Source organism: Streptomyces sp. NPDC002564, assembly GCF_042889645.1.
Classification (GTDB): domain Bacteria; phylum Actinomycetota; class Actinomycetes; order Streptomycetales; family Streptomycetaceae; genus Streptomyces.
On the sequence record NZ_JBIARE010000021.1, the window covers coordinates 14,450 to 38,117 of the forward strand.

General features: G+C 73.4%; 18 protein-coding genes and 1 pseudogene. 14 read left to right on the forward strand and 5 right to left on the reverse strand.

Features of this window, described 5'->3' with window-relative positions; genetic code table 11:
- Positions 1 to 609: a TetR family transcriptional regulator gene (locus tag ACFYXE_RS37280; RefSeq protein ID WP_361171478.1), complete on the reverse strand. Its 609-nt coding sequence runs from the start codon at positions 607 to 609 to the stop codon at positions 1 to 3.
- Positions 610 to 775: 166 nt separating this feature from the next.
- On the opposite strand from ACFYXE_RS37280, the gene ACFYXE_RS37285 reads away from it, so the two are divergent.
- The 11 genes and pseudogenes from ACFYXE_RS37285 (at position 776) to ACFYXE_RS37335 (ending at position 15,139) form a co-directional block, all read left to right on the forward strand.
- A complete protein-coding gene (locus ACFYXE_RS37285; RefSeq protein WP_389320694.1) occupies positions 776 to 1,573 on the forward strand; it encodes an acetoacetate decarboxylase family protein in 798 nt (265 codons plus the stop codon).
- A gap of 1 nt (position 1,574) precedes the next feature.
- Positions 1,575 to 2,459 (forward strand): annotated as a pseudogene (locus ACFYXE_RS37290) (SDR family NAD(P)-dependent oxidoreductase).
- 33 nt (positions 2,460 to 2,492) lie between these two features.
- Positions 2,493 to 3,791 carry an amidohydrolase family protein gene (locus tag ACFYXE_RS37295; RefSeq protein WP_361171362.1) on the forward strand — a complete coding sequence of 433 codons (1,299 nt, stop codon included), beginning with the start codon at positions 2,493 to 2,495 and terminating at the stop codon, positions 3,789 to 3,791.
- Positions 3,788 to 5,032 (forward strand): amidohydrolase family protein, encoded by a 1,245-nt coding sequence (locus ACFYXE_RS37300; RefSeq protein WP_389320697.1) that lies wholly within the window; start codon positions 3,788 to 3,790, stop codon positions 5,030 to 5,032. Before ACFYXE_RS37295 ends, ACFYXE_RS37300 begins: the two co-directional genes overlap by 4 nt.
- Before the next feature lie 123 nt (positions 5,033 to 5,155).
- Positions 5,156 to 10,351 carry a caspase family protein gene (locus ACFYXE_RS37305; RefSeq protein WP_389320700.1) on the forward strand — a complete coding sequence of 1,732 codons (5,196 nt, stop codon included), beginning with the start codon at positions 5,156 to 5,158 and terminating at the stop codon, positions 10,349 to 10,351.
- Between the two features lie 18 nt (positions 10,352 to 10,369).
- Positions 10,370 to 10,705, forward strand: coding sequence for a hypothetical protein (locus ACFYXE_RS37310; RefSeq protein WP_361171371.1), 336 nt, complete (start codon positions 10,370 to 10,372; stop codon positions 10,703 to 10,705).
- The gene (locus ACFYXE_RS37315; protein ID WP_389320704.1) at positions 10,702 to 11,337 is read left to right on the forward strand and encodes a hypothetical protein; all 636 of its coding nucleotides are present in this window, start codon (positions 10,702 to 10,704) and stop codon (positions 11,335 to 11,337) included. The genes ACFYXE_RS37310 and ACFYXE_RS37315 overlap by 4 nt, the downstream gene beginning before the upstream one ends.
- A 65-nt stretch (positions 11,338 to 11,402) precedes the next feature.
- Entirely contained in the window at positions 11,403 to 12,179 is a 777-nt protein-coding gene (locus tag ACFYXE_RS37320; protein ID WP_389320707.1) for a VIT family protein, read from the forward strand.
- Between the two features lie 126 nt (positions 12,180 to 12,305).
- On the forward strand, positions 12,306 to 13,340 hold the full coding sequence (locus ACFYXE_RS37325) for a sterol desaturase family protein (RefSeq protein WP_389320710.1): 1,035 nt from the start codon (positions 12,306 to 12,308) through the stop codon (positions 13,338 to 13,340).
- Positions 13,337 to 14,053, forward strand: a complete 717-nt coding sequence (locus ACFYXE_RS37330; protein WP_389320713.1) for a lysoplasmalogenase — start codon at positions 13,337 to 13,339, stop codon at positions 14,051 to 14,053. The genes ACFYXE_RS37325 and ACFYXE_RS37330 overlap by 4 nt, the downstream gene beginning before the upstream one ends.
- Before the next feature lie 42 nt (positions 14,054 to 14,095).
- Positions 14,096 to 15,139 (forward strand): zinc-dependent alcohol dehydrogenase family protein, encoded by a 1,044-nt coding sequence (locus ACFYXE_RS37335; protein WP_389320717.1) that lies wholly within the window; start codon positions 14,096 to 14,098, stop codon positions 15,137 to 15,139.
- An 18-nt stretch (positions 15,140 to 15,157) separates the two neighbouring features.
- On the opposite strand, the gene ACFYXE_RS37340 is transcribed toward ACFYXE_RS37335, so the two are convergent.
- The 4 genes from ACFYXE_RS37340 to ACFYXE_RS37355 all read right to left on the reverse strand — a co-directional run bounded on the left by ACFYXE_RS37340 (position 15,158) and on the right by ACFYXE_RS37355 (position 20,123).
- Entirely contained in the window at positions 15,158 to 16,162 is a 1,005-nt protein-coding gene (locus ACFYXE_RS37340) for a CopD family protein (RefSeq protein WP_389320787.1), read from the reverse strand.
- Positions 16,163 to 16,303: 141 nt separating this feature from the next.
- Complete coding sequence (locus ACFYXE_RS37345; RefSeq protein WP_389320720.1) at positions 16,304 to 16,912, reverse strand: hypothetical protein; 609 nt, start codon at positions 16,910 to 16,912, stop codon at positions 16,304 to 16,306.
- Positions 16,913 to 16,992: 80 nt separating this feature from the next.
- On the reverse strand, positions 16,993 to 18,489 hold the full coding sequence (locus tag ACFYXE_RS37350; RefSeq protein ID WP_389320790.1) for a S8 family serine peptidase: 1,497 nt from the start codon (positions 18,487 to 18,489) through the stop codon (positions 16,993 to 16,995).
- An 89-nt stretch (positions 18,490 to 18,578) separates the two neighbouring features.
- Entirely contained in the window at positions 18,579 to 20,123 is a 1,545-nt protein-coding gene (locus tag ACFYXE_RS37355) for a S8 family serine peptidase (RefSeq protein ID WP_389320723.1), read from the reverse strand.
- A 353-nt stretch (positions 20,124 to 20,476) separates the two neighbouring features.
- Between ACFYXE_RS37355 and ACFYXE_RS37360 the strand changes: the two genes are divergently transcribed.
- The 3 genes from ACFYXE_RS37360 to moaA all read left to right on the forward strand — a co-directional run bounded on the left by ACFYXE_RS37360 (position 20,477) and on the right by moaA (position 23,663).
- The gene (locus tag ACFYXE_RS37360) at positions 20,477 to 20,863 is read left to right on the forward strand and encodes a DUF485 domain-containing protein (RefSeq protein WP_361171392.1); all 387 of its coding nucleotides are present in this window, start codon (positions 20,477 to 20,479) and stop codon (positions 20,861 to 20,863) included.
- Complete coding sequence (locus tag ACFYXE_RS37365; protein WP_361171395.1) at positions 20,860 to 22,497, forward strand: cation acetate symporter; 1,638 nt, start codon at positions 20,860 to 20,862, stop codon at positions 22,495 to 22,497. The genes ACFYXE_RS37360 and ACFYXE_RS37365 overlap by 4 nt, the downstream gene beginning before the upstream one ends.
- Positions 22,498 to 22,655: 158 nt before the next feature.
- Positions 22,656 to 23,663 (forward strand): GTP 3',8-cyclase MoaA, encoded by a 1,008-nt coding sequence (gene moaA / locus ACFYXE_RS37370; protein WP_361171399.1) that lies wholly within the window; start codon positions 22,656 to 22,658, stop codon positions 23,661 to 23,663.
- Positions 23,664 to 23,668: the final 5 nt, after the last annotated feature.

Here is a 23,668-nt window from a genome sequence, read left to right on the forward strand (position 1 = left end):
TCACGTCCCCGGTCCGATGAGCCCGGCCACCAGAGCCCGCACCGAGGTGGCGAACAACGCCTGGGGGTCGACCGGTCCGGCCAGCGCGCGGGCGAGCGGCGCGTCCTGCTCCGCCGCCTGCGCCGTCCACAGCTCCTCCTCGCCGGGGCGCTGCGCGGGGGCGCGGGCGCGGTTGCGCTCGACCAGGACATGGCCGACGACGTGCAGCTGGACGATGCGCACGGCCTCGGCGGCGCGGGCGCCGCGCAGGCCCGCCGCGTGGACCTCGTGCACGAGGGTGCGCTGGGCGGGCAGGAACATCCGTTCCGTCAGGCCCCGTTCGTGGACCATCGCGACCAGGTGCGGGTGGTCGAGGAGCTGGTGGCGCAGGGCGCGGGCCACCGAGGCGACGCGCTGGGCGGGGGTGCGGCCGGTGGCGCGGATCTCGCCGAGATCGGCCAGGGTGCGCTCGACGAGGGCGTCCAGGAGCGACTCGCGGTTGCCGACGTGCCAGTAGATGGAGGTGACGGCGGTGCCGAGCTCGGCGGCGAGCGCCCGCATCGTCAGCGCCTCCGGGCCGTGCAGCTTGACCAGGCGCGCGGCGGTGTCCAGGACCTGCTCCCGGTCCAGGTGCGCACGGGACTCCCCGGCCGCGCCGCCCCGCTCCCGCGCGGCCTTCCGCGTCCGATCGCGCTGTGTCTCTTTACCCTTCACGAGACCTGTTGTAACTGTGTTACAGAACCGCCGCAAGTCCCGGCCGCGGGCCCGATTCCGCGCTGACGAAAGGTGGTACGACATGGCACGCATCCGCTACGGAGCGCGCAGCGAGGCGGAGATCGCCGCCGCGCGCACCGCGAGTTCCAAGCTCCCCGACATCTGGTCCACGGGCGTGGTGGCCGTCTGGGAGAGCGACCCCGACGCGGTCGCGGCGGTCCTGCCGCCGCCGCTGAAGCCCACCGGGCGCCCGCTGGTGCGGGTGAACATCAGCACGGTGGACCTGCCCGGCTACCCGCTGGGCGCCGGCTCGGTCGCCGTCGCCGCCGAGCACGCCGGGGTGGCGGGCTGGTATCCGCTGGTGATGCCGATGACGCACGAGCGGGCGCTGATCGGCGGGCGCGAGGTCTTCGGCGAGCCGAAGAAGCTCGGCGAGGTGCAGGTCACCCGCGACGGCCTGGTGGTACGGGCCCACCTGGCGCGGCACGGCATCGCGTTCGTCGAGGTGCGCGGCGCGGTCAGCGGCCCCCTGCCGCTGCCGGAACCCACCCGGAAGACCGACTTCTACTTCAAGTTCCTGCCCGCGGTGGACGGTTCGGGCTTCGACGCGGACCCGGTGCTCGTGCACTGCGTGCGCAACGAGAAGATCCGCAAGCTGGAGGCCGTCACCGGCGACGTCGTGCTGCGCGAGTCGATGTACGACCCGGTGGCCGACCTGCCGGTGCGCTCCCTCGTCGAGATCACCCTCGGCGAGAAGACCACCGACCAGCAGGGCCGCGTCGTCGAGCGGGTCAGCGCGCAGGCCCTGCTGCCCTACATCCACCAGCGCTACGACGACCCCGCCCAGATCCTCGACGGACCGCCCGAGGGGAGCGTCTGAGATGGAGCTGCGGGCAGGACAGGTCGCCGTGGTCACCGGCGCGGCGAGCGGCATCGGGCTCGCCATGGCGCGGCGGTTCGCGGCGGAGGGCCTGAAGGTGGTCCTCGCCGACGTCGAGGAGAGCGCCCTGGAGAAGGCCGCCGCCGCCCTGCGCGAGGACGGCGCCACGGCCCACGCGCGCGTGGTCGACGTCGGCTCGCGCGAACAGGTGCTCGCCCTCGCCGACGAGACGTACGAGAAGTTCGGCGCCGTCCACGTGCTGTGCAACAACGCGGGCGTCGGCTCGGGCGCCGAGGGCCGCATGTGGGAGCACGACCCGAACGACTGGAAGTGGGCCTTCGAGGTCAACGTCTGGGGCGTCTTCCACGGCATCCAGGCCTTCGTGCCCCGCATGATCGACGGCGGCGAGCCGGGGCACGTGGTCAACACCTCCTCCGCGGACGGCGGCATCGCGCCGCTGCCCACCGCCTCGGTGTACGCGGTCACCAAGGCCGCCGTGGTGACGATGACCGAGTCGCTGTACGCCCACCTCAAGGCCGCCCACGCGCGCGTGGGCGCCTCCGTGCTCTTCCCCGGACCCCACATGCTGCGCACCGGCCTGTGGGAGTCGCACCGCAACCGCCCCGACCGCTACGCCAAGTCCCGCCCCCGCAAGACCCCTTACCGCAGCCTCGACCAGTGGGAGGCCGCGATGAAGGAGGCGGGCCAGGAGGTGACGTTCACCCCCGTCGAGCAGGTCGCGGACTTCGTCGCGGAGGGTATCGCGGCCGGCCGCTTCTGGCTGCTCCCGCCGAGCGGGCACAGCGACGGGTAGATCAGGGCGCGCTCGCAGTCCATGCTCGACCGCGCCGACCCGGCGTACCTGGAAAGCTTCATCCTGGACTGAGGGCTTCGTCCGGGACCGACTGAGGGACGTGTGATGACGGCTCAGCAGAACGACCCGTACCTGATCATCTCCTCCGACTGCCACGCCGGTCTCCCCACCGAGGAGTACCGGCCCTACCTCGACAGCCGCTTCCACCGGGAGTTCGACCGGTTCCTCGGCGAGCGCGACGCCCGCCGCGAGGAGGCCACCCGGCTCGGCATCCGCAACGACGCCTTCGCCGCCAAGTGGTTCCAGGACAACGAGGAGGGCCTGCGCGGCGGCTGGGAGACCGCGCAGCGCCTGAAGGAACTCGACGGCGACGGCGTGGCCGCCGAGGTCGTCTTCCCCGACGCGGACGCCGTCGACAGCCAGACCGCCGCCCCCTTCGGGGTGGGCCTCGGCCTCTCCGGCGACCAGGACCCCGAGCTCGGCATGGCGGGCGCCCAGGCGCACAACCGCTGGCTCGCCGACTTCGTGTCCGAACACCCCGAACGGCACTGCGGCGTCGCCCTGCTGCCCGTCACCGGCGAGGTCGACCGGGTCGTCGCCGAGGTGCACCGCGCCAAGGAGTCGGGGCTCGGCGCACTGATGATCCCCTCCATGTGGGTCGACAAGGCGCCCTACCACGACCGGCGTTACGACCCCGTGTGGGCGGCCGCCGCCGAGTGCGCGATGCCCGTGCTCACGCACTCCGGCGCGGCGCCCCGCCACGAGTACGGCGACCACCTCGGGATCTACGTCTCCGAAGTGACCTGGTGGCCCGCCCGGCCGCTGTGGTTCCTGCTCTGGTCCGGTGCCTTCGAGCGCCACCCGGGGCTCAGGTTCGGTGTCGCGGAGTCCGGCTGCTGGTGGCTGCCGAACCTGCTGTGGTTCATGGACCGCCTCTACCTGGGCGCGCACGGCGGCAAGAAGCTCTCCCCCTTCGCGGAGCTGAAGCGCCCGCCGCACGAGTACCTCGACCGGCAGATCTTCGTCTGCGCCACCAACACCAAGCGCCGCGAGCTCGCCCAGCGCTACGAGATCGGCGTCGACAACATCCTCTGGGGCAGCGACTTCCCGCACCCCGAGGGCACCTGGCCCGACACCCGGGGCTGGCTGCGGAAGACGTTCCACGACATCCCGGTGGCGGAGACCCGCCGCATGCTGGGCCTCGCCGCCGCGGAGGTCTTCGGCTTCGACACGCAGAAGCTGGCCCCGCTGGCCCGCCGCATCGGCCCGACCCCCGCCGACCTGGGCCAGGACCCGGGCGAAGCGGGCCAGGCCGCCGTCGAGGCCTCCTGGGCGCGCTCGCGCGACGTGGGCCGCCACTGGCTGACCGACCACGACTTCCCGGTACTGGGGGCCGACACATGAGCACACAGCGCACCACCGAGGACCGCTACACGGTGATCTCCGCGGACTGCCACGCGGGCGCCGACCTCCTGGACTACCGGCCCTACCTGGAGTCCCGCCACCACGACGCGTTCGACACCTGGGCGGCCACCTACGTCAACCCGTACGAGGACCTCCTCGCGGACACCGCCGACCGCAACTGGAACTCCGGGCGCCGCCTCGCCGAGCTGGAGGCGGACGGCATCGTCGCCGAGGTCGTCTTCCCCAACACCATCCCGCCGTTCTTCCCCACGGCGTCCCTGATGGCCCCGGCCCCCACCCGCGAGGAGTTCGAGCAGCGCTGGGCGGGCCTGCGCGCCCACAACCGCTGGCTCGCGGACTTCTGCGCCGCCGCCCCCGGGCGCAGGGCCGGCGTCTTCCAGATCCTCCTGAACGACGTCGGCCTGGCCGTCGAGGAGATCCGCCGCTCGGTGGCGGCGGGCCTGACCGGCGGCCTCATGCTGCCCGGCACACCGCCCGGTTCGGGCCTGCCCGAGCTCTACTCGGCGGCGTACGACCCGATCTGGTCGGTCTGCGCGGAGCTCGGCGTCCCGGTCAACCACCACGCCGGATCGGCCTCGCCGCCGCTGGGCGAGGAGCCCGCCGCGCGCGCGGTGTTCATGGTCGAGACGACGTGGTTCTCGCACCGGGCGCTGTGGCACCTCGTCTTCGGCGGCGCCTTCCGCCGCCACCCGGACCTCAAGCTGGTCCTCACCGAACAGGGCTCGGGGTGGGTACCCGGCGTGCTCGACATGCTGGACTACTACCACGGGCGACTCGTCGCCGCGGCCACCAGGGCGGACACGGCCGAGTCCAAGTTCGGTGCGGGCCTGGCCGATTCGATGGGCAAGGGCCCCTCCCAGGTGTGGCGCGAGAACTGCTTCGTGGGCGCCAGCTTCATGCGCCCGCACGAGGCGGCGCTGCGCGACCGCATCGGCCTCGACAAGATCATGTGGGGCAGCGACTACCCGCACGACGAAGGCACCCACCCCTACTCGCGCGAAGGCCTGCGGATGGCCTACGCGGGCCTGCCCCGGGACGAGATCGCGGCCATGGTCGGCGGCAACGCCGCCCGCGTCTACGGCTTCGACCTGGCCCGGCTCGACGCCGTCGCCGCGCGCGTGGGACCCACCGTCCAGGAACTGGACGAACCCCTCAAGGAGCCGCCCGGCGACGCGACGAGCCCGGTGTTCGCCTCCGGCGGGTCGGTGCGCGTCTGGTGAGCACGCCACCCCCCGGAGGGTGACCGCGCGGCGGACCGGGGCGGCGCCGGTGGCCGGTGCCGCCCCGGAGCCCTGTGGGATCCTGGCCCCTACCGGGCTCGGTTCGACAGGAGGCGCGCGGCCATGGGGGAGAGCAAGCGGGCACTGATCGTCGCCGTGCCGCGCTACGAACTGGAGGAGGAATTCCCGGACTTGACCGCCGCCGTCCACCACGACGCGGAACTCCTCGGCGCGGCCCTCGAATCCTCCGGATACAGCGTCGAGATCCTCGGCCTCACCCCCGACCGCCCCGCCCAGCGCTCCCGCATCCGCAGCGCGATCAGCCGGATCTGCTGCACCGCGCCGGAGGACGGCACCGTCGTCGTGCACTTCACCGGACACGGCCTCTCCGTCGGCGGCGCCGACCATCTGGTGCCCGCCGACGCCCAGTTGAGCTGGGCCGTGGACCCGCCCGAGGTCGCCCTCGACAGCCTCATCGACCTCGACCTGGCCTCGCTGCTCCAGGGCTGCCGGGCCGGCACCGTGCTGCTCACCGTCGACGCCTGCCGCGATCCGGCGGGCCCGGACGGCGCCTCGCACGGCGGCGGCGCCGCGACCAACTTCCCCGCGTGGCGCGACCGCGTCGCCGTCCTCTTCGGCTGCGGACCCGGCCAGACCTGCGGCTCCGACGACGAACAGGGCAGCCACTTCACCCGCGCGCTCGCCGAGGCCCTCGACGCCGACTCCCCGCCGCGCACCGTGGGCGAGGTCATCGCCCACACGACCGCCCGGACCACCGAACTGGCCCGCGCCGCCCGGCACGAACAGACCCCCACCCCGCACTACGCGCCCGCCGGCCCCGACGCCATCGCCCCGGTGCTCCTGTGCACCGGACGCACGCTCCAGGAATCCTGGTCGACGGCCGTGCGCGACCCCGAGCTCTGGGCGGCCGTCCGCTGCGACGACGACCGCCGCGCCCCCATCCAGCAGGCCCTCGTCGACCTCACCCGGCAGTGCGCGCGCTGGTACGCCACCGCGCTGACCGGCGTGCAGGACCCCTGGGCGGACGACGACTACCCCGTACGGGTCCTCACCAAGGGCCTGCGCCCCCTGCTCGCACCCTCCCGCACCCAGGGCGGCCCGCTCCTGGACGCGGGCGAGTTCGCCGTCCTCGCGGCCGCGCCCTTCGTCCGCGAGGCGCTGTACGCCCTCGGGGTCAAGGCGGCGGCCGCGGCCGGTGCCTTCCGGCTCGAACCGGCCGGAGCGCACTCCGGCGCCCGCACCGAACGGGTCGACCTGGAGCACACCTTCGCCGCCCACGCCCTGATCTGGCGCAAGGGCCGCGAACTGGCCGCGCGCGGCCGGGCGCAGGAGGCCCACGCCGTCGCCGCCTGGCTCATGCACCGGCACGTCCGCGGCCGCGAGGACCTGTGGGACGAGGCGTACGCCCAGCAGCTCCTCGCCCCGCTCGCCACGGCCCTCATCGGCGACGGCGCCCCCACCCAGCGGGTGCAGGAGCTCACCGACGAACTCATCCGCGTGTGCCGCCAGACCGGCGTCGTGCCCGCCCGGTCCTACGACGACGAGCCCGAACCGCCCTTCCGGCTGCACGAGTTGGTGCGCACCGGCGCCCCCGGGACCTCCGAGGTCACCGAGGCCTGGCGCCCCCGCGAGCTGTCCTGGCTGATCGCCGTCGCGGGACTGCTCGGCGGGGACCTGCGGGAACTGCCCGGCGTCCTCGTCGACAACATCGGCGTCGCCGACGGCCTCGTCCCGCACCAGGCCGTCGCGAGCGTCCGGGAGCTGCGCTGGGTCAGGGACCGCTACGCCCGGACCCTCGACCTCGACCTCCCCTGCCCCCACCCCGCGGTGCACGCGGGGCTGGAGGCGCTGACCGGCTGGACCGACGACGCCGTGCTGCGCATCAGACGGCACCTGGGCCGGACCGCGCCCGACGGCCTCCTCGCCCATCTGCCCGAGCGGGTCACCTGCGGCGGCCTGCGCCCCCAGTACGACGCCCGCACGAAGGGCGACGCCTACGGAGTGCCCCTGATGCGCTTCGGCCTCGCCGAGGACGAGATGCGCGAACTCCTCATGGGCACCCAGCTCTACGGCGACCGCAACCTCGCCCTGCGCGAGCTCTACCAGAACGCCCTGGACGCCTGCCGCTACCGCCAGGCGCGGCTGCGCTACGGCAAGGCGGGCAAGGGCATCCCGTACACCTGGACGGGCGAGATCGTCTTCCGGCAGGGCACGGACGGCGAGGGCCGCGCCTACGTGGAGTGCGAGGACAACGGCGTCGGCATGGGGCGCGACACCCTGCGCGGCACGTTCTCGCGCGCGGGACGGCGCTTCGAGCAGTCCCGCGAGTACCGCAGGGAACAGGCCCGCTGGCGGCGCGTCGACGACGACCTGCGCATCTACCCCAACAGCCGCTTCGGGGTGGGCGTCTTCAGCTACTTCATGCTGGCCGACGAGATCAGCATCTCCACCCGCGCCACGGACGAGTACGGCCGCGCGCGCTCGGGCCGCGGACTGCGGGTGGACATCGCGTCCAGCGGCAGCCTCTTCCGCATCGGCGAGCGCGACGAGTCCCGGCCCGGCGGGGGCACCCGCGTCCGGCTCCACCTCCAGGGCGACCCGGTCGACGTGGCGAAGGAACTCGGCGCGCTGGTCTGGCGCTCCGACTTCGCGCTGCGCGTCGAGCGGGACGGCGAGACGGTCCGGGAGTGGGTGCCGGACACGCTCTACTACGAGGGCGACGCGAGCCGCGCGGCGCGGGCCTCCCGGGACCTGTGGTGGGTGCCGGGGCCGGGCCGGCTGCTGGCGGACGGGGTGCTGGTGGCGGAGCCGCCGGGCGAGGAGGGCGAGGCGGGGGAGGCGGGGGAGTCGACGTTGCCCGTCTGGAAGGCCGGGGCCCTGGAGGAGCCGGTCGGGGGCTGGCGCAGAGGCTTTCCCGCGGGCTGCGTGATGGACCTGCGCGAGGCGCACGCCCCCGACATCAGCACCAGCCGGACGAAGGTCTTCGCCTACGACCAGGCGTGGGCGGCGCGGCAGATCCTGGACGCCTGCGCGGACTTCGAGCCGCCCGCGTGGTTCGGCCTGGAGTGGCTCTGGGACCTCGCGCTGTGGCTGCCGGAAGGGGCGGCCCGGCTGACGGAGCGGCTGCTCGCCGCCGACGCGCAGGTCACCAGCGGGCTCGCCTGGGACCGGACCGTGATCCCCTTCCGGCGGGTCGGATTCTTCCCCGGTGACCCCGACCTCGCCGGGGAGCGGGGCAGCAGGGTCTACCACTACGTTCCCTCGCTGGGCCCGGCCTTCGAGGCGTGGCGGTCCGCGATCCTGCGGGACGCCCGGATCCCGTTGCGGAGTCGGGGCACGGATCTGGCCGTCCCCGACTCGGTGGAGGGATACCCCCTGCCGCAGGGCTGGGAAGCGCGTGTGGTGGCGCGCGGGGGAGACTCGATGGGAACCCTGTTGCGGGCGGCACTCTCCGTGGCCGACGAGGCCTGCAGCGTGGGGTGGCTGCTCGGCCACGTGCGGCGGCACGCCATCACCGGGGTCACGGTTCCGGAGGTGCCCGACCTCGACACGGCCCATGCCACGGAGCTGGACGCGGTGGACCGCGGGCTGCTGTGCGGCAGAAGCGCCTACGACGGGATGCTCCGGCACTGGCGACTGCCGACGTACGGCCGGCTCCCCCTGATGTCCGTCCTGCGGAGCCTCTCGCTGGAAGCAGGGCTACCGGTGGCCGAGGCGCTGGGACGGGCACGCCGGTTCGCCGACGTCGGCCTGTGGATCGAATCGTTCCGGCCCGTCGCGGACATCGACCCGGACCACGTGGCCACCGCCGAGGAACTGCAAGCCCTGTCCTGGCATCCCCGGCTCGCCGGACCGAAGAAGACCGACATGGTCGGTCCGCGACCGTCCGACGGCTTCTACGCGGACACCCTCCGGCGCTACGCCTGGTGGGGGTTGCCCGAGCTGCCCGCCGTGACGTGCCGGCCGGCCGTCGCGGAGGCGAGTGCCGCCGCCGAGCCGGGCGAGGAGGAAGCACGCGAGTTCAGCCGTCACTTCACCCGCGCCGATGTCGACTCCGACCTGTCGCTCGTCCAGGTGGCCCTCGCCTCGGGCGCGTTGTCGCTCACCTTCGCCGAGGTCGTGGACCGCTTCGCCGGGGTCATCGCGTGGCGCCGCCTGCGCGTTCCCGAACTCGGCGTGCTCGCGGGCCGCATCGCGAGCCGTCTCGAGTGCGGACTCCTCCAGAACCCGGAGAGCAGGTATTACGACCCGGGCTCCCGGGGGACCCCCGCGAAGCTGCTGGACACCGCTCTCGCCGTGCAGGCCGTACAGGCCGACGTGGCGGAGATCCGCGCGACCCTGACGGAGCTCGCGGCCGTGGGCCTGGTCCACGCATCGGCGCCCGGACTCGTCGACAGCTGGCGGAGCCTGTCGGCCGGCGACGTACAGGTACTGCCGACCGAGCGGACCGGCCGAGGACTCCTCGACCGAGTGGAGGGCGGCCCCTTCTGGTCGGATGCCGAGCAGAAAGGCTTCGACGCCCCCTACGCGATGGTCGCCTCGGCCGTCTCCGCCAATCCCCTCGGCGTGGTCTGCGGCCGGCTCGCCGAACTCGGCCCCCTGACCGGCCACCCGGTCTCTCCGTCCCTGCGGCTCCCCGCCGAACTCGCCGGCGCGCGCCCCTCCGGGCAGGACGCCAAGGCCTGCTGTCTGATGGGCAAGGACGGTGTGGTCTGGCGCCAGGAGCCGGGCGTGGACGTCCTCGTCGCGCACGCGCGCGAGCGTGACAGCACACTGGGCGAGAGCCTGAGCACGCTCAGCCGCTACGCCCCCATCGGCGGCCCCTGGACGGACATCACCGAGGGCGACCAGGCCTGGCGCGAGCACCGGCCCACCGCGCACGACAGCGCGATGTTCTCCGCCGACCTGATCGGCGACCGCCCCGTCACCCCCCTGGACCTGCTGCGCGTCGCGGGCCGCTTCGGCCGGCCCCTGGACCGGACCTGGGACCACCTCGCCCTGTACCGGCCCTTCGGCGTCGAACTGACCATGCAGAGGCCGCAGGTGGACGCCGTACCGGCCTGGGAGGACCTGATCCTGCTCACCGAGCGGTACACCGGCCGCGCCCCCGCGCTCGCCGGACCGGTGAGTGCCGAGCGGATCGCGGTCCTCGCGCGCGAGGTCGACCGCCCCACCGCGTGGGTGCGGGACCGACTCGCCCTGTACGCACCGCTGTTCGGCCTCACCCTGCCGGCCGACTGTCCCGCCGAGCCCGCCCCGCTGCCGCGCGCACTGCCGTACCGGCACGGCGCGGACTGACCCTTCCGGAAGGCCCGTATGCCCGATCACCAGCCGACCCCCTTCCAGGAGACGGAAGTCCGGCCCGACGCCTCCACCGTGGTGCGGCGGTCCGCCGACGGCCGCTGGTACACCGTGACCGGCGACTGCCCGACCTGCCGGGCCGGCACCGTGTTCCGGGTCGCCCACGGGGTGCTCGGCCCGGCCAAGGGAGGCCGGCGCCGCACCCGGCCCGCACCCCTCGCCGGTCCGATCACCGTCGTCTGCCAGTGCGGCTACCCGCACCCCGAGCGCCCGCCCGAGTCGCCCGACTCCGGGTGCGGTGCCTTCTGGGACGTGCCGGTGCCGCCCGCGCAGGGCGGTGCCGCCCCGTGACCGACCTCGCCAAGAAGCGGTTCGCGCAGCTCGGCCAGCAGCTCCAGAGCGACCAGCTCGGCGCCGTCCGGCGGCAGGCCGAGGGGTGGCGCAACGGCCTCGCCGGACTCACCGGCCTGGTCGGCGCCGTGTTCGTGCTCAAGGGGCGCGAGAGCGTCGCCGGAATGCCGGACCTCTGGCGCTGGACCACGGCGGGCCTGCTCGTGGCCGCCTTCGCCCTGCTCCTGTCCGGCGCGCTGCTCGCGGTGCGCGCCGCGCACGGCGAGCTGGGCCGGCAGACCTGGCTGAGCGGCGACGAGCTCTTCTCCGCCGTCCTCGACGAGGTCGAGCGGACCCAGGACGCGCTGGTCGCCGCCCGCCGGTGCTCGGTCGCGGGCCTGTGCGCGATCGTCGCCGCGCTGGCGGTCAGCTGGGTCGTGCCGGTCGACGCGGGCGGGGGGAAGCCCGCCGGGCGCGCGCCCGCCGGGGTGTCCCACGTCCTGGTGACCACGGGGAAGGGCACCGTCTGCGGGGAACTGGTGGTGAGCGACGCCCGGGGCGTGACGATCAGGGTGCCGGGCGGCGGCGGGCCGGTCCGCAGGACCGTCGCCCCGGACGAGGTCCGCTCGCTGGTCCCCGTACGCCACTGCTGAGCTGCCCTCCTCCGGCGACGGCGTGCCAGTGGTGGCCGGACGTGCCCCGGTGAGATCCTCCCCGGATGAGTGAGCGGACGACAGGACGCGCCGACGGGCCCTCCGGTGGCGCGGCGCACGCGGATACGACGCACGCGGACACGACGCACGCGGAGGCGCACGGCGGGGCCCTCGGCGCCCGGCTCAACTGGCTGCGGGCCGCCGTCCTCGGGGCCAACGACGGCATCGTGTCCACCGCGGGACTCGTCGTCGGCGTCGCGGGCGCCACCGACGACCGCGGCGCGCTGCTGACGGCGGGCCTCGCCGGGCTGCTCGCCGGATCGCTGTCCATGGCCGCGGGCGAGTACGTCTCGGTGTCCACGCAGCGCGACTCGGAGAAGGCCGCGCTGGCCCTGGAGAAGCGCGAGCTGCGTGAGCGGCCCGAGGCCGAACTCGCCGAGCTGGCCGACCTCCTGGCGGCGCGCGGCCTCAGCCCTGAGGTGGCCCGCGAGGCCGCCGAGCAGCTCACCGAGCGGGATGCGCTGCGCGCCCACGCGCGCGTGGAGCTCGGCATCGACCCGGACGAGCTGACCAACCCCTGGCACGCCGCCTGGGCGAGCTTCGTGGCGTTCACCGTGGGCGCGCTCCTGCCGCTGCTCGCGATCGTGCTGCCGCCCGCCGGCTGGCGTCTCGGCGTCACCGTCGGCTCCGTCCTGGCCGCGCTCGCCCTCACCGGCTGGAGCAGCGCCCGCCTCGGCGCGGCCGACGTGCGCCGCGCCGTGCTGCGCAACGTCGGGGGCGGGGCGCTCGCCATGGCGGTGACGTACGGCGCGGGGGCGCTGCTCGGGGCGGCCGGGGTGTGAGCCCGTGATCGCGTGGTTTGCCGGGCGGCTTTGGTGAGGATCACCAACAACTCGTCCCGTACCGTCGGTAATACTTGTCGGTAACAACCCCTAGTCGCGGACGAAGAGCCGTTCTACGGTGCACGCATGTCCCCGAACCTGCCCGATGTCGTGCTGTGGTCCATCCCGGCCTTCGTGCTGCTCACCGTCGTCGAGATCGTGAGCCACCGGATCCATCCGGACGACGACGCCGCGGGATACGAGACCAAGGACGCCGCCACCAGCGTCACCATGGGGCTCGGCAGCCTCGCCTTCGACTTCCTGTGGAAGATCCCGATCGTCGCGATCTACTCGGGCGTCTACGCGCTGACCCCGCTGCGCGTGCCCGTCCTGTGGTGGACGGTCCCGCTGATGCTGCTGGCCCAGGACTTCTTCTACTACTGGTCGCACCGGGGCCACCACGTCATCCGGATCCTGTGGGCCTGCCACGTCGTGCACCACTCCAGCCGCAAGTTCAACCTCACCACCGCGCTGCGCCAGCCCTGGACGAGCCTGACGGTGTGGCCGTTCTACCTGCCGCTCATCGCCTGCGGCGTCCACCCGGCGGCGCTCGCGTTCTGCTCGTCGGCCAACCTGGTCTACCAGTTCTGGATCCACACCGAGCGCATCGGGAAACTGCCCCGCCCCGTCGAGTACGTCTTCAACACGCCCTCGCACCACCGCGTGCACCACGCGTCCCAAGGCGGCTACCTGGACCGCAACTTCGGCGGCATCCTGATCATCTGGGACCGCATGTTCGGCTCCTGGGTCGCCGAGACCGACCGCCCCGTGTACGGCCTGACGAAGAACATCGACACCTTCAACCCGCTGCGCGTGGCGACCCACGAGTACGCCGCCATCGCCAGGGACCTGAAGGCGGCCACCAGTTGGCGCGAGCGGGCCGGACGGATCTTCGGCGGCCCCGGATGGCAGCCGCAGGCCCTCGTGGCGGCCCAGGCGGCTCAGGCGGCCGAAGCGGCCCAGGTGGCCGCGGCAGCACGAGCCGCCGCGGAAGCCACCGCCACGGCCCCGCAGACCCCTTCCGCCGCGGAAGCCACCGCCACCGCCACCGTCCCCGAGGCCCCGTCCGCCCCGGACACCCCCACCGCCCCCGGCGCCCCCGTCCCCGAGCGGGCGGCGTGACGCGGCGACCCCGGCCGGGGCTGCTGCTCGGCGCCTTCGGGGCCGTCGCGCTCGGCGACCTCCTGGCGCTCCTCGCGGATCTCGGCCCCGGCCACGCCGTCTGCAAGCCGCTCCTGATGCCGCTGCTCGCGGCGTACGTCGCCGTGCTGCGGGGCCCCCGCCCGCTGATCGCCGCCCTCCTGTTCGGCTGGGGCGGCGACACCTTCCTGCTCTTCGACGCCGAGCTCGCCTTCCTCGCTGGGATGGGCTCGTTCGCCGCCGGTCACGTCTGCTACCTCGTCCTGTTCAAGCGGTACGGCGACACCCGCAGGTACGCGCCGGGAGGCGGCTCGCCCCGCGCCCGGGGGACGGCCCTCGTGGCCGTGTACGCCGTCGCGCTCGTCGCCACCGTCGTGCTGCTCTGGCCCGACCTGCCGGCCGACATGCGGGGACCCGTCGCGGGCTACAGCCTGCTGCTCACCGCCATGGCGTTCGGCGCGACCACGCTCGGTCCGCGGGCGGCCGCGGGCGGCGCGCTGTTCCTGCTCTCGGACACCCTCATCGCGACCGGCGTCGCCGACTGGCCGCAGCTGCCCCGGCCCGACTTCGCGATCATGCTGACCTACATCGCGGCGCAGTTCCTGCTGGCCACCGGGGTGCTCGCGGTGCCCGGAGCGCGTCCCGGGACGGCGCGGGCGTACGGTGAGAGCGAGACGGTCGGCACCACGCCCTGACCGTCGGCACCGGCTTCCCCCACCCCGCACCGAGGACCACGCATGCGCGCCACCACCATCCACGCCCCGTTCGACATGCGCGTGGAGGACGTGCCCGAACCCGTGGTCCAGCTCCCCACCGACGCGGTCGTGCGCGTCCTGCGCGCCTGCATCTGCGGCAGCGACCTGTGGGCCTACCGCGGCGAGGCCAAGCGGGAGGCGGGCCAGCGCATCGGTCACGAGTTCCTCGGCATCGTCGAGGAGACCGGCTCCGCGGTGGGCGACGTGCGGCGCGGCGACCTCGTCGTCGCGCCCTTCATGTGGTCCGACGGCGTCTGCGACTACTGCGCGGAGGGCCTCACCACGTCCTGCGAGCACGGCGGCTTCTGGGGCTCGGTGGGCTACGACGGCGGCCAGGGCGAGGCCGTCCGGGTGCCGTTCGCCGACGGCACCCTGGTGCGGCTGCCCGCCGAGGCCGCCTCGGACGAGCGGCTGCTGTCCGCGCTCCTGACCCTCTCCGACGTCATGGGCACCGGCCACCACGCGGCGCTCGGCGCGGGCGTCCGGCCCGGCGCCACGGTCGTGGTCGTCGGCGACGGCGCCGTCGGCCTGTGCGCGGTCCTCGCGGCCCGGCGGCTCGGCGCCGAGCGGATCGTCGCGCTCGGCCGCCACCGGGCCCGTACGGACATCGCGCGGCGCTTCGGCGCCACGGACGTCGTCGCCGAGCGCGGGGACGCCGCGGTCGCCGCGGTGCGCGAGCTCACCCGCGGCCAGGGCGCCCACGCGGTCATCGAGGCGGTCGGCACCGAGCAGTCGATGCGCACGGCCGTGGACGTCACCCGCGACGGCGGCTCGATCGGCTTCGTCGGCGTGCCGCACGGCAGCGGCACCGGCCTGGACCTGAGCGTCATGTTCGACCGGAACATCGCCCTGCGCGGCGGCGTCGCGCCCGTGCGCACGTACATCCCGGAACTGCTGCCCGACGTCCTGGACGGCACCATCGACCCCTCGCCGGTCTTCGACCTGACGGTCGGCCTGGAGGACGTGCCGCAGGGCTACAAGGCGATGGACGAGCGGACCGCCCTCAAGGTGCAGGTCGCCTTCTAGGCCCCGGCCCCGCCCCGCTCACCAGCGGATCGGCACCGGCACCGCGGTGAGCAGCGCCGAGACCACCACGACGAGGCCCAGCGCGACCACCTCGGCGCGCGCGGGGGCGCAGGCCGCGATGCCGTCCGCCGCGCGGCGCAGCCGGCGGCGGGCCAGCAGCGCGAGCACCGCGACGACGGCCACGAGCAGCACCTTGGCGACCAGGGTGCGGCCGTAGGCCGTCCCGGTGAGCTGGTCCAGGACCGTGCCCGGCGGCATCCGGCGCAGCGTGCTGCACACCCCGGTCGCCGTGATCGCGGCGAACAGGACGGCGGCCACGCGCGCGTAGCGCCCCAGGACCGCGACGGCCGCCTCCGGGGCGGACGTCCGCCACCGCCGCAGGATGCGCAGCACGTACAGCAGGCCGCCCGCCCACAGCGCCCCGCACGTCAGGTGGACCAGCGTCAGACCGCTGCCGACCAGGGGGGAGTCCTCCACCGGCGGGTGGGCCCGCAGCGCCTCCGCGACGACCACGGCGGACAGCGGGAGCGCCACGCCCGCCGGGCGCCGGGAGCGTGCGCACAGCGCGGCCACCAGGAACGCGTTGACCTCCAGGAGGGCGAGCCGGCCGTCCCGGGTGTCGTAGAGCCGCCCGAGGTCCAGGTCGGCGAGGCTCTGCGGCACCAGATTGCCGTTCGCCACGATCGCGGCGAGCCCGAGCGCCGCGGCACATCCCGCCCAGGCCGCGGACGCCGCCCAGGGGCGCGGCGCCCGCTCCAGCGGTGCCCCCGGCACCCGGCGGGCCAGCCGGGTGGCGAACACCTCGCCCAGCGGCACGCACAGGGCGGCGAAGACGACCGAGCGCAGCAGCGTGATCCCGGCCGTGCCGGGCGCCTGCGCCTCACCGGTGCCGTGCAGGGCCGCCGACGGGCCGAGCAGCGGGATCAGCGCGGCCGCGGCCAGGAGGACCAGCACGGCGGCGGACCGGCCCGCGGCGGGGCGGGCGCGCGGGGCGCGGTGCGGGGCGGGGGCGGTGGCCGGTATGCCGGCCGGGGCGTCGCCCCCGGGCTCGACGGACGGTCGTACGGGGCTCACCTCATGATCTTCACCAGGGGTCGCTCGACCGGGCAAGTCCTGTGGGACAACTGGCGCAAAGCTGTTTCGAACGGACGCCGGAGCCCGCCGTCACGCCGGGTGCGCGGCGCCCGCGGGAGGGCCGCCGGGGGCGGACGCGGCCGACCACCACAGCCTGATCGACGTGTCCGGGTCGGACGGGCGCAGCTCCCAGCCCTGCGCGGCCGCCGCGCGCACGACGTAGTGGCCGCCGACCCCGCGGTACACGCGGCGCGGTATCTCGCACTCGACGGGCGGCAGGGGCTTGCCGGGACGGCGCTCCGCGGACGCGCGGGCCGTCCAGCGGGCGAGGTGCCCGTCGACCCGCGCGCGGTAGTGCGCGGCGTCCCCCTCGTGGCGCATCTCGGACCAGCCCACGCACCAGCCCGGCAGCGTGGTGACACGGCCCAGCGCCCGGTCCATGAACCGGTCGAACCCCTTCTCGTACGAGGAGCTCACCGCGGCGATCACCTCGGTGAGCAGCCCGATGGCGAGGGTGGCGCAGAAGACCGCGACCGCGAACACGGTCCAGAACGGCATGAGCACCACGGTGCCGGTGAACCGCGCCACCAGCTTCCCCCGGGGACGCGGCGGCCACGCCTCCCACGCCCGGGTGTCGGCCACCACGAACTTGTCGTCCTGGTACGTGTACACGGAGTGGTGGTGGGGGTGTTCGTGCATGGGGCGAGATCCTCTCCTGCGCCGCGCGCGAAGGGCCGGGCGGTTCTCGACCGCCCGGCCCACCGCACCGCGGGGCCGTGCTACTTGCGTACGGCGTCCAGGGCGTCGGCCATGCCGACGCCGTAGAAGCCGTTGTCGTTGCGGCCGCCCTCGCAGACCGCGTCGACCTTGCCGTCACCGTCGATGTCGTACGGGTCCGTGCAGGCCATCGCGTCCGCCTGGCGGTACAGCAGCGCCTTGACGCGTGCCGCGGAGGCGTGCGGATGCGCCGACTTGATCAGCGCGGCCACCCCCGCCGCGTGCGGCGACGCCATCGACGTACCGGCCTTGTAGCCGAACGTGCCGCCCGGCAGCGTCGACAGGATCCTGCCGTCCACGGCCGGCGGGTTCGGCGTCTGGTACTTCGTGGAGTCGCCGCCAGGGGCCGCGATGTCCACGACACCCTTGCCGTAGTTCGAGTACGACGCCTTGACGCCCTTGGCCCCGGTGGCGGAGACCGTCACGACACCCGGCAGCTGCGACGGGAGGTCGAGGCAGTCCTTGGTCTTGATGGTCCGCGGCACCGGCGTGGTGTCGTCGGGGCTCGACGCGTCGAGGATCTCGTCCTGGGCGAGGTCGGTGCGCGCGTTGCCCGCCGCGGCGACGTTCACCGCGCCCTTGCGCTCCGCGTAGCGCGAGGCCCGTCCGACCGCGTCGACCAGCGCCTTCTGGTCGGCGTCGGTCGTGCAGTTGAACAGCCACGGGTCGGTGTAGTAGCTGCTGTTGGTGACGTCCACGCCGTGGTCGGCCGCCCACACGAAGCCGCAGACCACGGCCTCCGTGTAGTACATGCCGGTCGCGGGCTCGGCCACCTTCAGGCTCGCCACCTTCACGCCGGGCGCGACGCCGGTGATCCCGGTGCCGTTCTTCGCCGCGGCGATGGTGCCCGCCACATGCATGCCGTGGTCGCTCTCGCCGGCCACCGGCCGCCACGCGTCGCCCTTCTGCACGGGCACGCCGCCCAGGCAGCTCGCGGACGCCGCGCGGTCGAAGTTCGGCGCGATGTCGGGGTGCGTGTCGTCGACGCCCGAGTCGAGGACGCCGACGGTGACCTTGCGGCTGCCGAGCGAGATCTTGTGGGCCTGGTCCGCCTTCATGGCGGGCAGGTCCCACTGCAGCGGCTCCAGCTCGTCCTGGCCCGCCGCCGCCCGGCCCGCGGCGGCCTTCGCCTCGGCGGCGGTCAGCGGCCGCTGCGACTCCAGCGCGTCGTCGGCCTGCGCCGACAGCGGGGCCGTGCGGGTCGCGCCCGCCGAGTCGACGCCCTTGACCTTGCGGATCTTCTTCGCGAAGTCCGGGTCGGCGGCGTGCACGACGATGACGCCGATCCTGTCGTACGCGATGACGACGTCGCCGCCGGCCTTGCCGATGGCCCGCTCGACCCGGTCCGAAGTGCCCTTGCCGGGCCGGACGTTGACGACGTAGCTCATCGAGGCGGCGTCCTGCGCGGCGCCCGGTGCGGCCGCCGACGCCGGGGCGTCCTGGATCGCGGCGGGCCGCGCCGACGCGGTGCCCGGCAGGAACGCGACGGCCGAGACCATCGCGGCGCCGAGCGGCAGCGCCAGTGCGCGGCGCGAGCGCGGGAAGGCGGCAGCCGTGGGGTGGGACCTGCTCACGCGCGTGCTCCCCTTCACTTCTTCTTCACGGCGTCGAGCGCGTCCACGAGACCGCTGCCGTAGAAGCCGTTGTTGTTCCTGCCGCCGCTCTGGCAGACCGCGTCGACGTCGCCGTCACCGTCGGGGTCGTAGGCGGTCGGGCACTCCAGCCGGTCGGCCTGCTTCTTCAGGAGCCGCTGCAGCTCGGCCGGGCCCGCCTTGGGGTGGGTGGACTTGAGCAGCGCCAGGACGCCGGAGGCGTGCGGCGCGGCCATCGAGGTGCCCTGCAGCCAGCCGTACTCGCCGCCCGGCATGGTCGACAGGATGCGGCCGTTCTTCGACGGGGTGTCGGCCGGGATCTGGAACTTGTCGCCGCCCGGCGCGGTGATGTCGACGACGCCCTTGCCGTAGCTGGAGTAGATCGACTTCAGGTTGCGCACGCCCGTCGCGCTGGTGGTGACGACGCCCGGCAGCTGGGTCGGCACGTCGAGGCACGTGTGCGGGTCGATGGTGCGGGTGACCGGGGTCGAGTCGTCCGGGCTCGAGGAGTCGACGATCGCGTCGGAGTCCAGGTCGTGGTTGGAGTTGCCCGCGGAGGCGACGTGGACCGTGCCCTTCTTCTGGGCGTACAGCTGGGCGCGGTTGACCGCGTCCAGGATCGCCTTCTGGTCCGGGTCGTCCTGGCAGTTGTACAGCCACGGGTCCACGTAGTAGCTGTTGTTGGTGATCTCGACGCCGTGGTCGGCGGCGAACACGAACGCGCAGACGACGTTCTCCGGGTAGAACAGCTCGTCGACCGGGTCGGCCACCTTGATGCCCGAGACCTTCACGCCGGGCGCCACGCCCGCCACGCCGACGCCGTTGCGCGCGGCGGCTATCTCACCGGCCACGTGCGTGCCGTGGTAGCTGTCCTTCGAGGCCGGGCGCCAGGCTCCGGCCGAGGTGTCCGCCTTGCCGCCGACACAGCTCGCGGACTGCGACGCCGAGAAGTTGGGGGCCAGGTCGGGGTGGGTGTCGTCGATGCCGGTGTCGATCACGGCGACGGTGACCTTCTTGCTGCCCGGGTTGATCTTCGCGGCCTTGTCGGCGCCGATCGCCCGCAGGTCCCACTGGTCGGCCTCCAGCGGCTCGGCGCCCGTGGCGGCCTGCCGCTTCAGGGACGCCGCCTCGGCCTTCGTGAGGCGCTGGGCCCTGCCGTCCTCGGTGGTGCCCGCCGCCCGCAGGGGCGCGGTGTGGGTCGCACCCGCCGACTGGACGCCGCGGACCTCGCGTATTCGCTTGCCGAAGTCCGCGTCCGTCGCGTGCACGACGATGACGCCGATCTTCTCGTGCGCGACGACGACCGAGCCGCCGGCCCGGGCGATCGCCTTCTTGACGTACGCGACCGTCTTGCGGTCCGTACGGGTGTTGACGACGTACGCGAAGACGGGGGCGTCCTGCGCGGCCTTCGCCGACACGGGGGCGGGCGACTCGTTCGAGGCCGCGGTGGCGGCGCCGGGCATGAAGCCGACCGAGGCGGCGAGCGCGAGGCCGAGGGGCACGGTGAGCGCCGCGCGACGTCTGGAACGCAGATGAGCCATGGGATCTCCACATCATCCGGAGACGGAACCGCACACGGAATTGCATACGGAACTGCCCGAACACGACTGGTGCTCGGGCAGGTACATGACGGGTCGTTCAGGGTGAAGCTAACCCTGAAACTCCCAGGCCAGCAATGACTTCCCGAAGAAATGGGGGAGTTCGGCCACGTCGCACGCATCCCGGCGCCGTTGAGCAGAGAACGGAAGCAACATCAACCCCCTGTCGGATCACGTCCCGTGGCCTTAGCATCGCCAACCGTGGCTCGCGTGATCCGCGTCACTCCGGATGCGAGACCGCAGCGCACATGGAACAACTGTCCGTCCCCACCCCACCCGCACCACGAGGAGACTCCGTGGCCACCGACGCACCGCCCCCTTCGAAGGGTGGCGCAGGAAATGAACCCGCTCCCCACGCGCCCTCCACGGAGGAGTTCACCGAGGTGCAGCAGAGCGCGGAATTCGGCGAACTGCGCCGCTCCCACCGCTCGTTCGCCTTTCCGCTCACCGTCGCCTTCATCGCCTGGTACCTCGTGTACGTCCTGCTCTCCAACTACGCGGGCGACTTCATGGGCACCAAGCTCTTCGGCAACATCAACGTCGCCCTGGTACTCGGCCTCGGGCAGTTCCTGACCACGTTCCTCATCGCCTGGTTCTACTCGCGCCACGCCGCCGCGCAGCTCGACCCGAAGGCCGAGGCGATCAAGTCCCGCATGGAGACCCGCATGGAGGGCGACGCATGAGCCCCGCGCACACCGCCGTGATCGACCTGGCGGCGGCGTCCGACGCCTCCGAGCACCGGACGCTGATCATCAGCCTCTTCGCCGCCTTCGTCGTCGCGACCCTCGGCATCACCGTCTGGGCCGGACGCCAGACCAAGAACGCCGCCGACTTCTACGCGGGCGGCCGCCAGTTCACCGGCTTCCAGAACGGCCTGGCGATCTCCGGCGACTACATGTCCGCCGCGTCCTTCCTCGGCATCGCGGGCGCCATCGCCCTCTTCGGCTACGACGGCTTCCTCTACTCCATCGGCTTCCTGGTCGCCTGGCTGGTGGCACTCCTCCTGGTCGCCGAACCGCTGCGCAACTCCGGCCGCTACACGATGGGCGACGTCCTCGCGTACCGGATGCGCCAGCGCCCCGTGCGCACCGCCGCGGGCACCTCCACCATCGTCGTGTCGATCTTCTACCTGCTCGCGCAGATGGCCGGCGCCGGCGTCCTGGTCTCGCTGCTGCTCGGCATCACCAGCGACGCGGGCAAGGTCCTCATCGTCGCCCTGGTCGGCGTCCTGATGATCGTCTACGTCACCATCGGCGGCATGAAGGGCACCACCTGGGTGCAGATGGTCAAGGCCGTCCTGCTCATCGCGGGCACCGTGCTCATCACCTTCCTGATCCTGCTGAAGTTCCACTTCAACGTCTCGGACCTGCTCGGCACCGCCGCCTCCAACAGCGGCCACGGCTCGAAGTTCCTGGAGCCCGGCCTCAAGTACGGCGCGAGCGGCACCTCGAAGCTGGACTTCATCTCGCTGGGCATCGCCCTGGTCCTGGGCACCGCGGGCCTGCCGCACATCCTGATCCGCTTCTACACCGTGCCCACCGCCAAGGCCGCCCGTAAGTCGGTGAACTGGGCGATCGGCATCATCGGCGCCTTCTACCTGATGACGATCGTCCTCGGCTTCGGCGCCGCCGCCCTGCTCAAGCCCGGCGACATCATCGCCTCGAACAAGGCGGGCAACACCGCGGCACCGCTCGCCGCCCTGGAGATCGGCGGCGGCGGCGACTCCACCGGCGGCGCCCTCCTGCTCGCGGTGATCTCCGCGGTCGCCTTCGCCACCATCCTCGCCGTCGTCGCGGGCCTCACGCTCGCCTCGTCGTCCTCGTTCGCGCACGACATCTACGCGAACGTCATCCGCAAGGGCAAGGCCACCGAGAAGGAGGAGATGAAGGCGGCCCGCTGGGCGACCGTCTTCATCGGCATCGTCTCCATCGCGCTGGGCGCCCTGGCCCGCGACCTGAACGTGGCGGGCCTGGTCGCCCTCGCCTTCGCCGTCGCGGCCTCCGCGAACCTGCCGACGATCCTCTACAGCCTCTTCTGGAAGCGGTTCACCACGCAGGGCGCGCTCTGGTCCATCTACGGCGGGCTTGTCGCCGCGGTCGGCCTCGTGCTGTTCTCGCCGGTCGTCTCCGGCAAGCCCACCTCGATGTTCCCCGACGCGAACTTCGACTTCTTCCCGCTGGAGAACCCCGGCCTGATCTCCATCCCGCTGGGCTTCCTGCTCGGCTGGCTCGGCTCGGTCCTCTCCAAGGAGGAGCCCGACAAGGGCAAGTACGCCGAGCTGGAGGTCAAGTCCCTCACCGGCGTCGGAGCCCACTGACCAGGCGCTGTTCATCCGCACGTCACGGCCGCGTCGTAGAGTCCTACGACGCGGCCGCGGCGTTCCTCGTGTCAAATGGCCCATGGCGTTGTCAGAGGTCTGGCGTAAGGTCGGAAGCAGTCGGAACATCAGCATCCAACCGCCGGGGAGGGGCCGCAGTGCTCATCGACACCTATGGCCGTGTAGCCACTGACCTGCGCGTGTCACTGACCGATCGCTGCAATCTGCGCTGTACGTACTGCATGCCCGAAGAGGGCCTGCAGTGGCTGGCCAAGCCGGACCTGCTCACCGACGACGAGATCGTCCGCCTGGTGCGCATCGCCGTCACGCAGCTCGGCGTCACCGAGGTCCGCTTCACCGGCGGCGAGCCGCTGCTGCGCCCCGGCCTCGTCGGGATCGTCGAGCGCTGCGCGCGGCTCGAGCCCCGCCCGCGGATGTCCCTGACGACCAACGGCATCGGCCTCAAGCGGACCGCCAAGGCCCTCAAGGCCGCCGGCCTCGACCGGGTCAACGTCTCGCTGGACACGCTCCGCCCCGACGTCTTCAAGACGCTCACCCGCCGTGACCGCCACAAGGACGTCCTGGAAGGCCTCGAAGCGGCCCGCGACGCCGGGCTCACCCCGGTCAAGGTCAACACCGTCCTGATGCCCGGGCTGAACGACGACGAGGCCCCCGACCTGCTGGCCTGGGCCGTGGAGAACGACTACGAGCTCCGCTTCATCGAGCAGATGCCGCTGGACGCCCAGCACGGCTGGAAGCGCGACGGCATGATCACCGCGGGTGACATCCTGCAGTCCCTGCGCACCCGCTTCGAGCTCACCGAGGAGGGCTCCACGGAGCGCGGCTCGGCCCCCGCCGAGCGCTGGATCGTCGACGGCGGCCCGCACCGCGTCGGGGTCATCGCCTCCGTCACCCGCCCGTTCTGCTCGGCGTGCGACCGGACCCGGCTGACCGCCGACGGCCAGGTGCGCACCTGCCTGTTCGCCACCGAGGAGACCGACCTGCGCGGCGCGCTGCGCGCGGCCCCCGAGGACAGCACGGACGGCTCGGACGAGGCGATCGCCCGCATCTGGAAGATCGCGATGTGGGGCAAGAAGGCGGGCTCGGGCCTGGACGACCCGTCGTTCCTGCAGCCGGACCGCCCGATGTCGGCGATCGGCGGCTAGCCGGG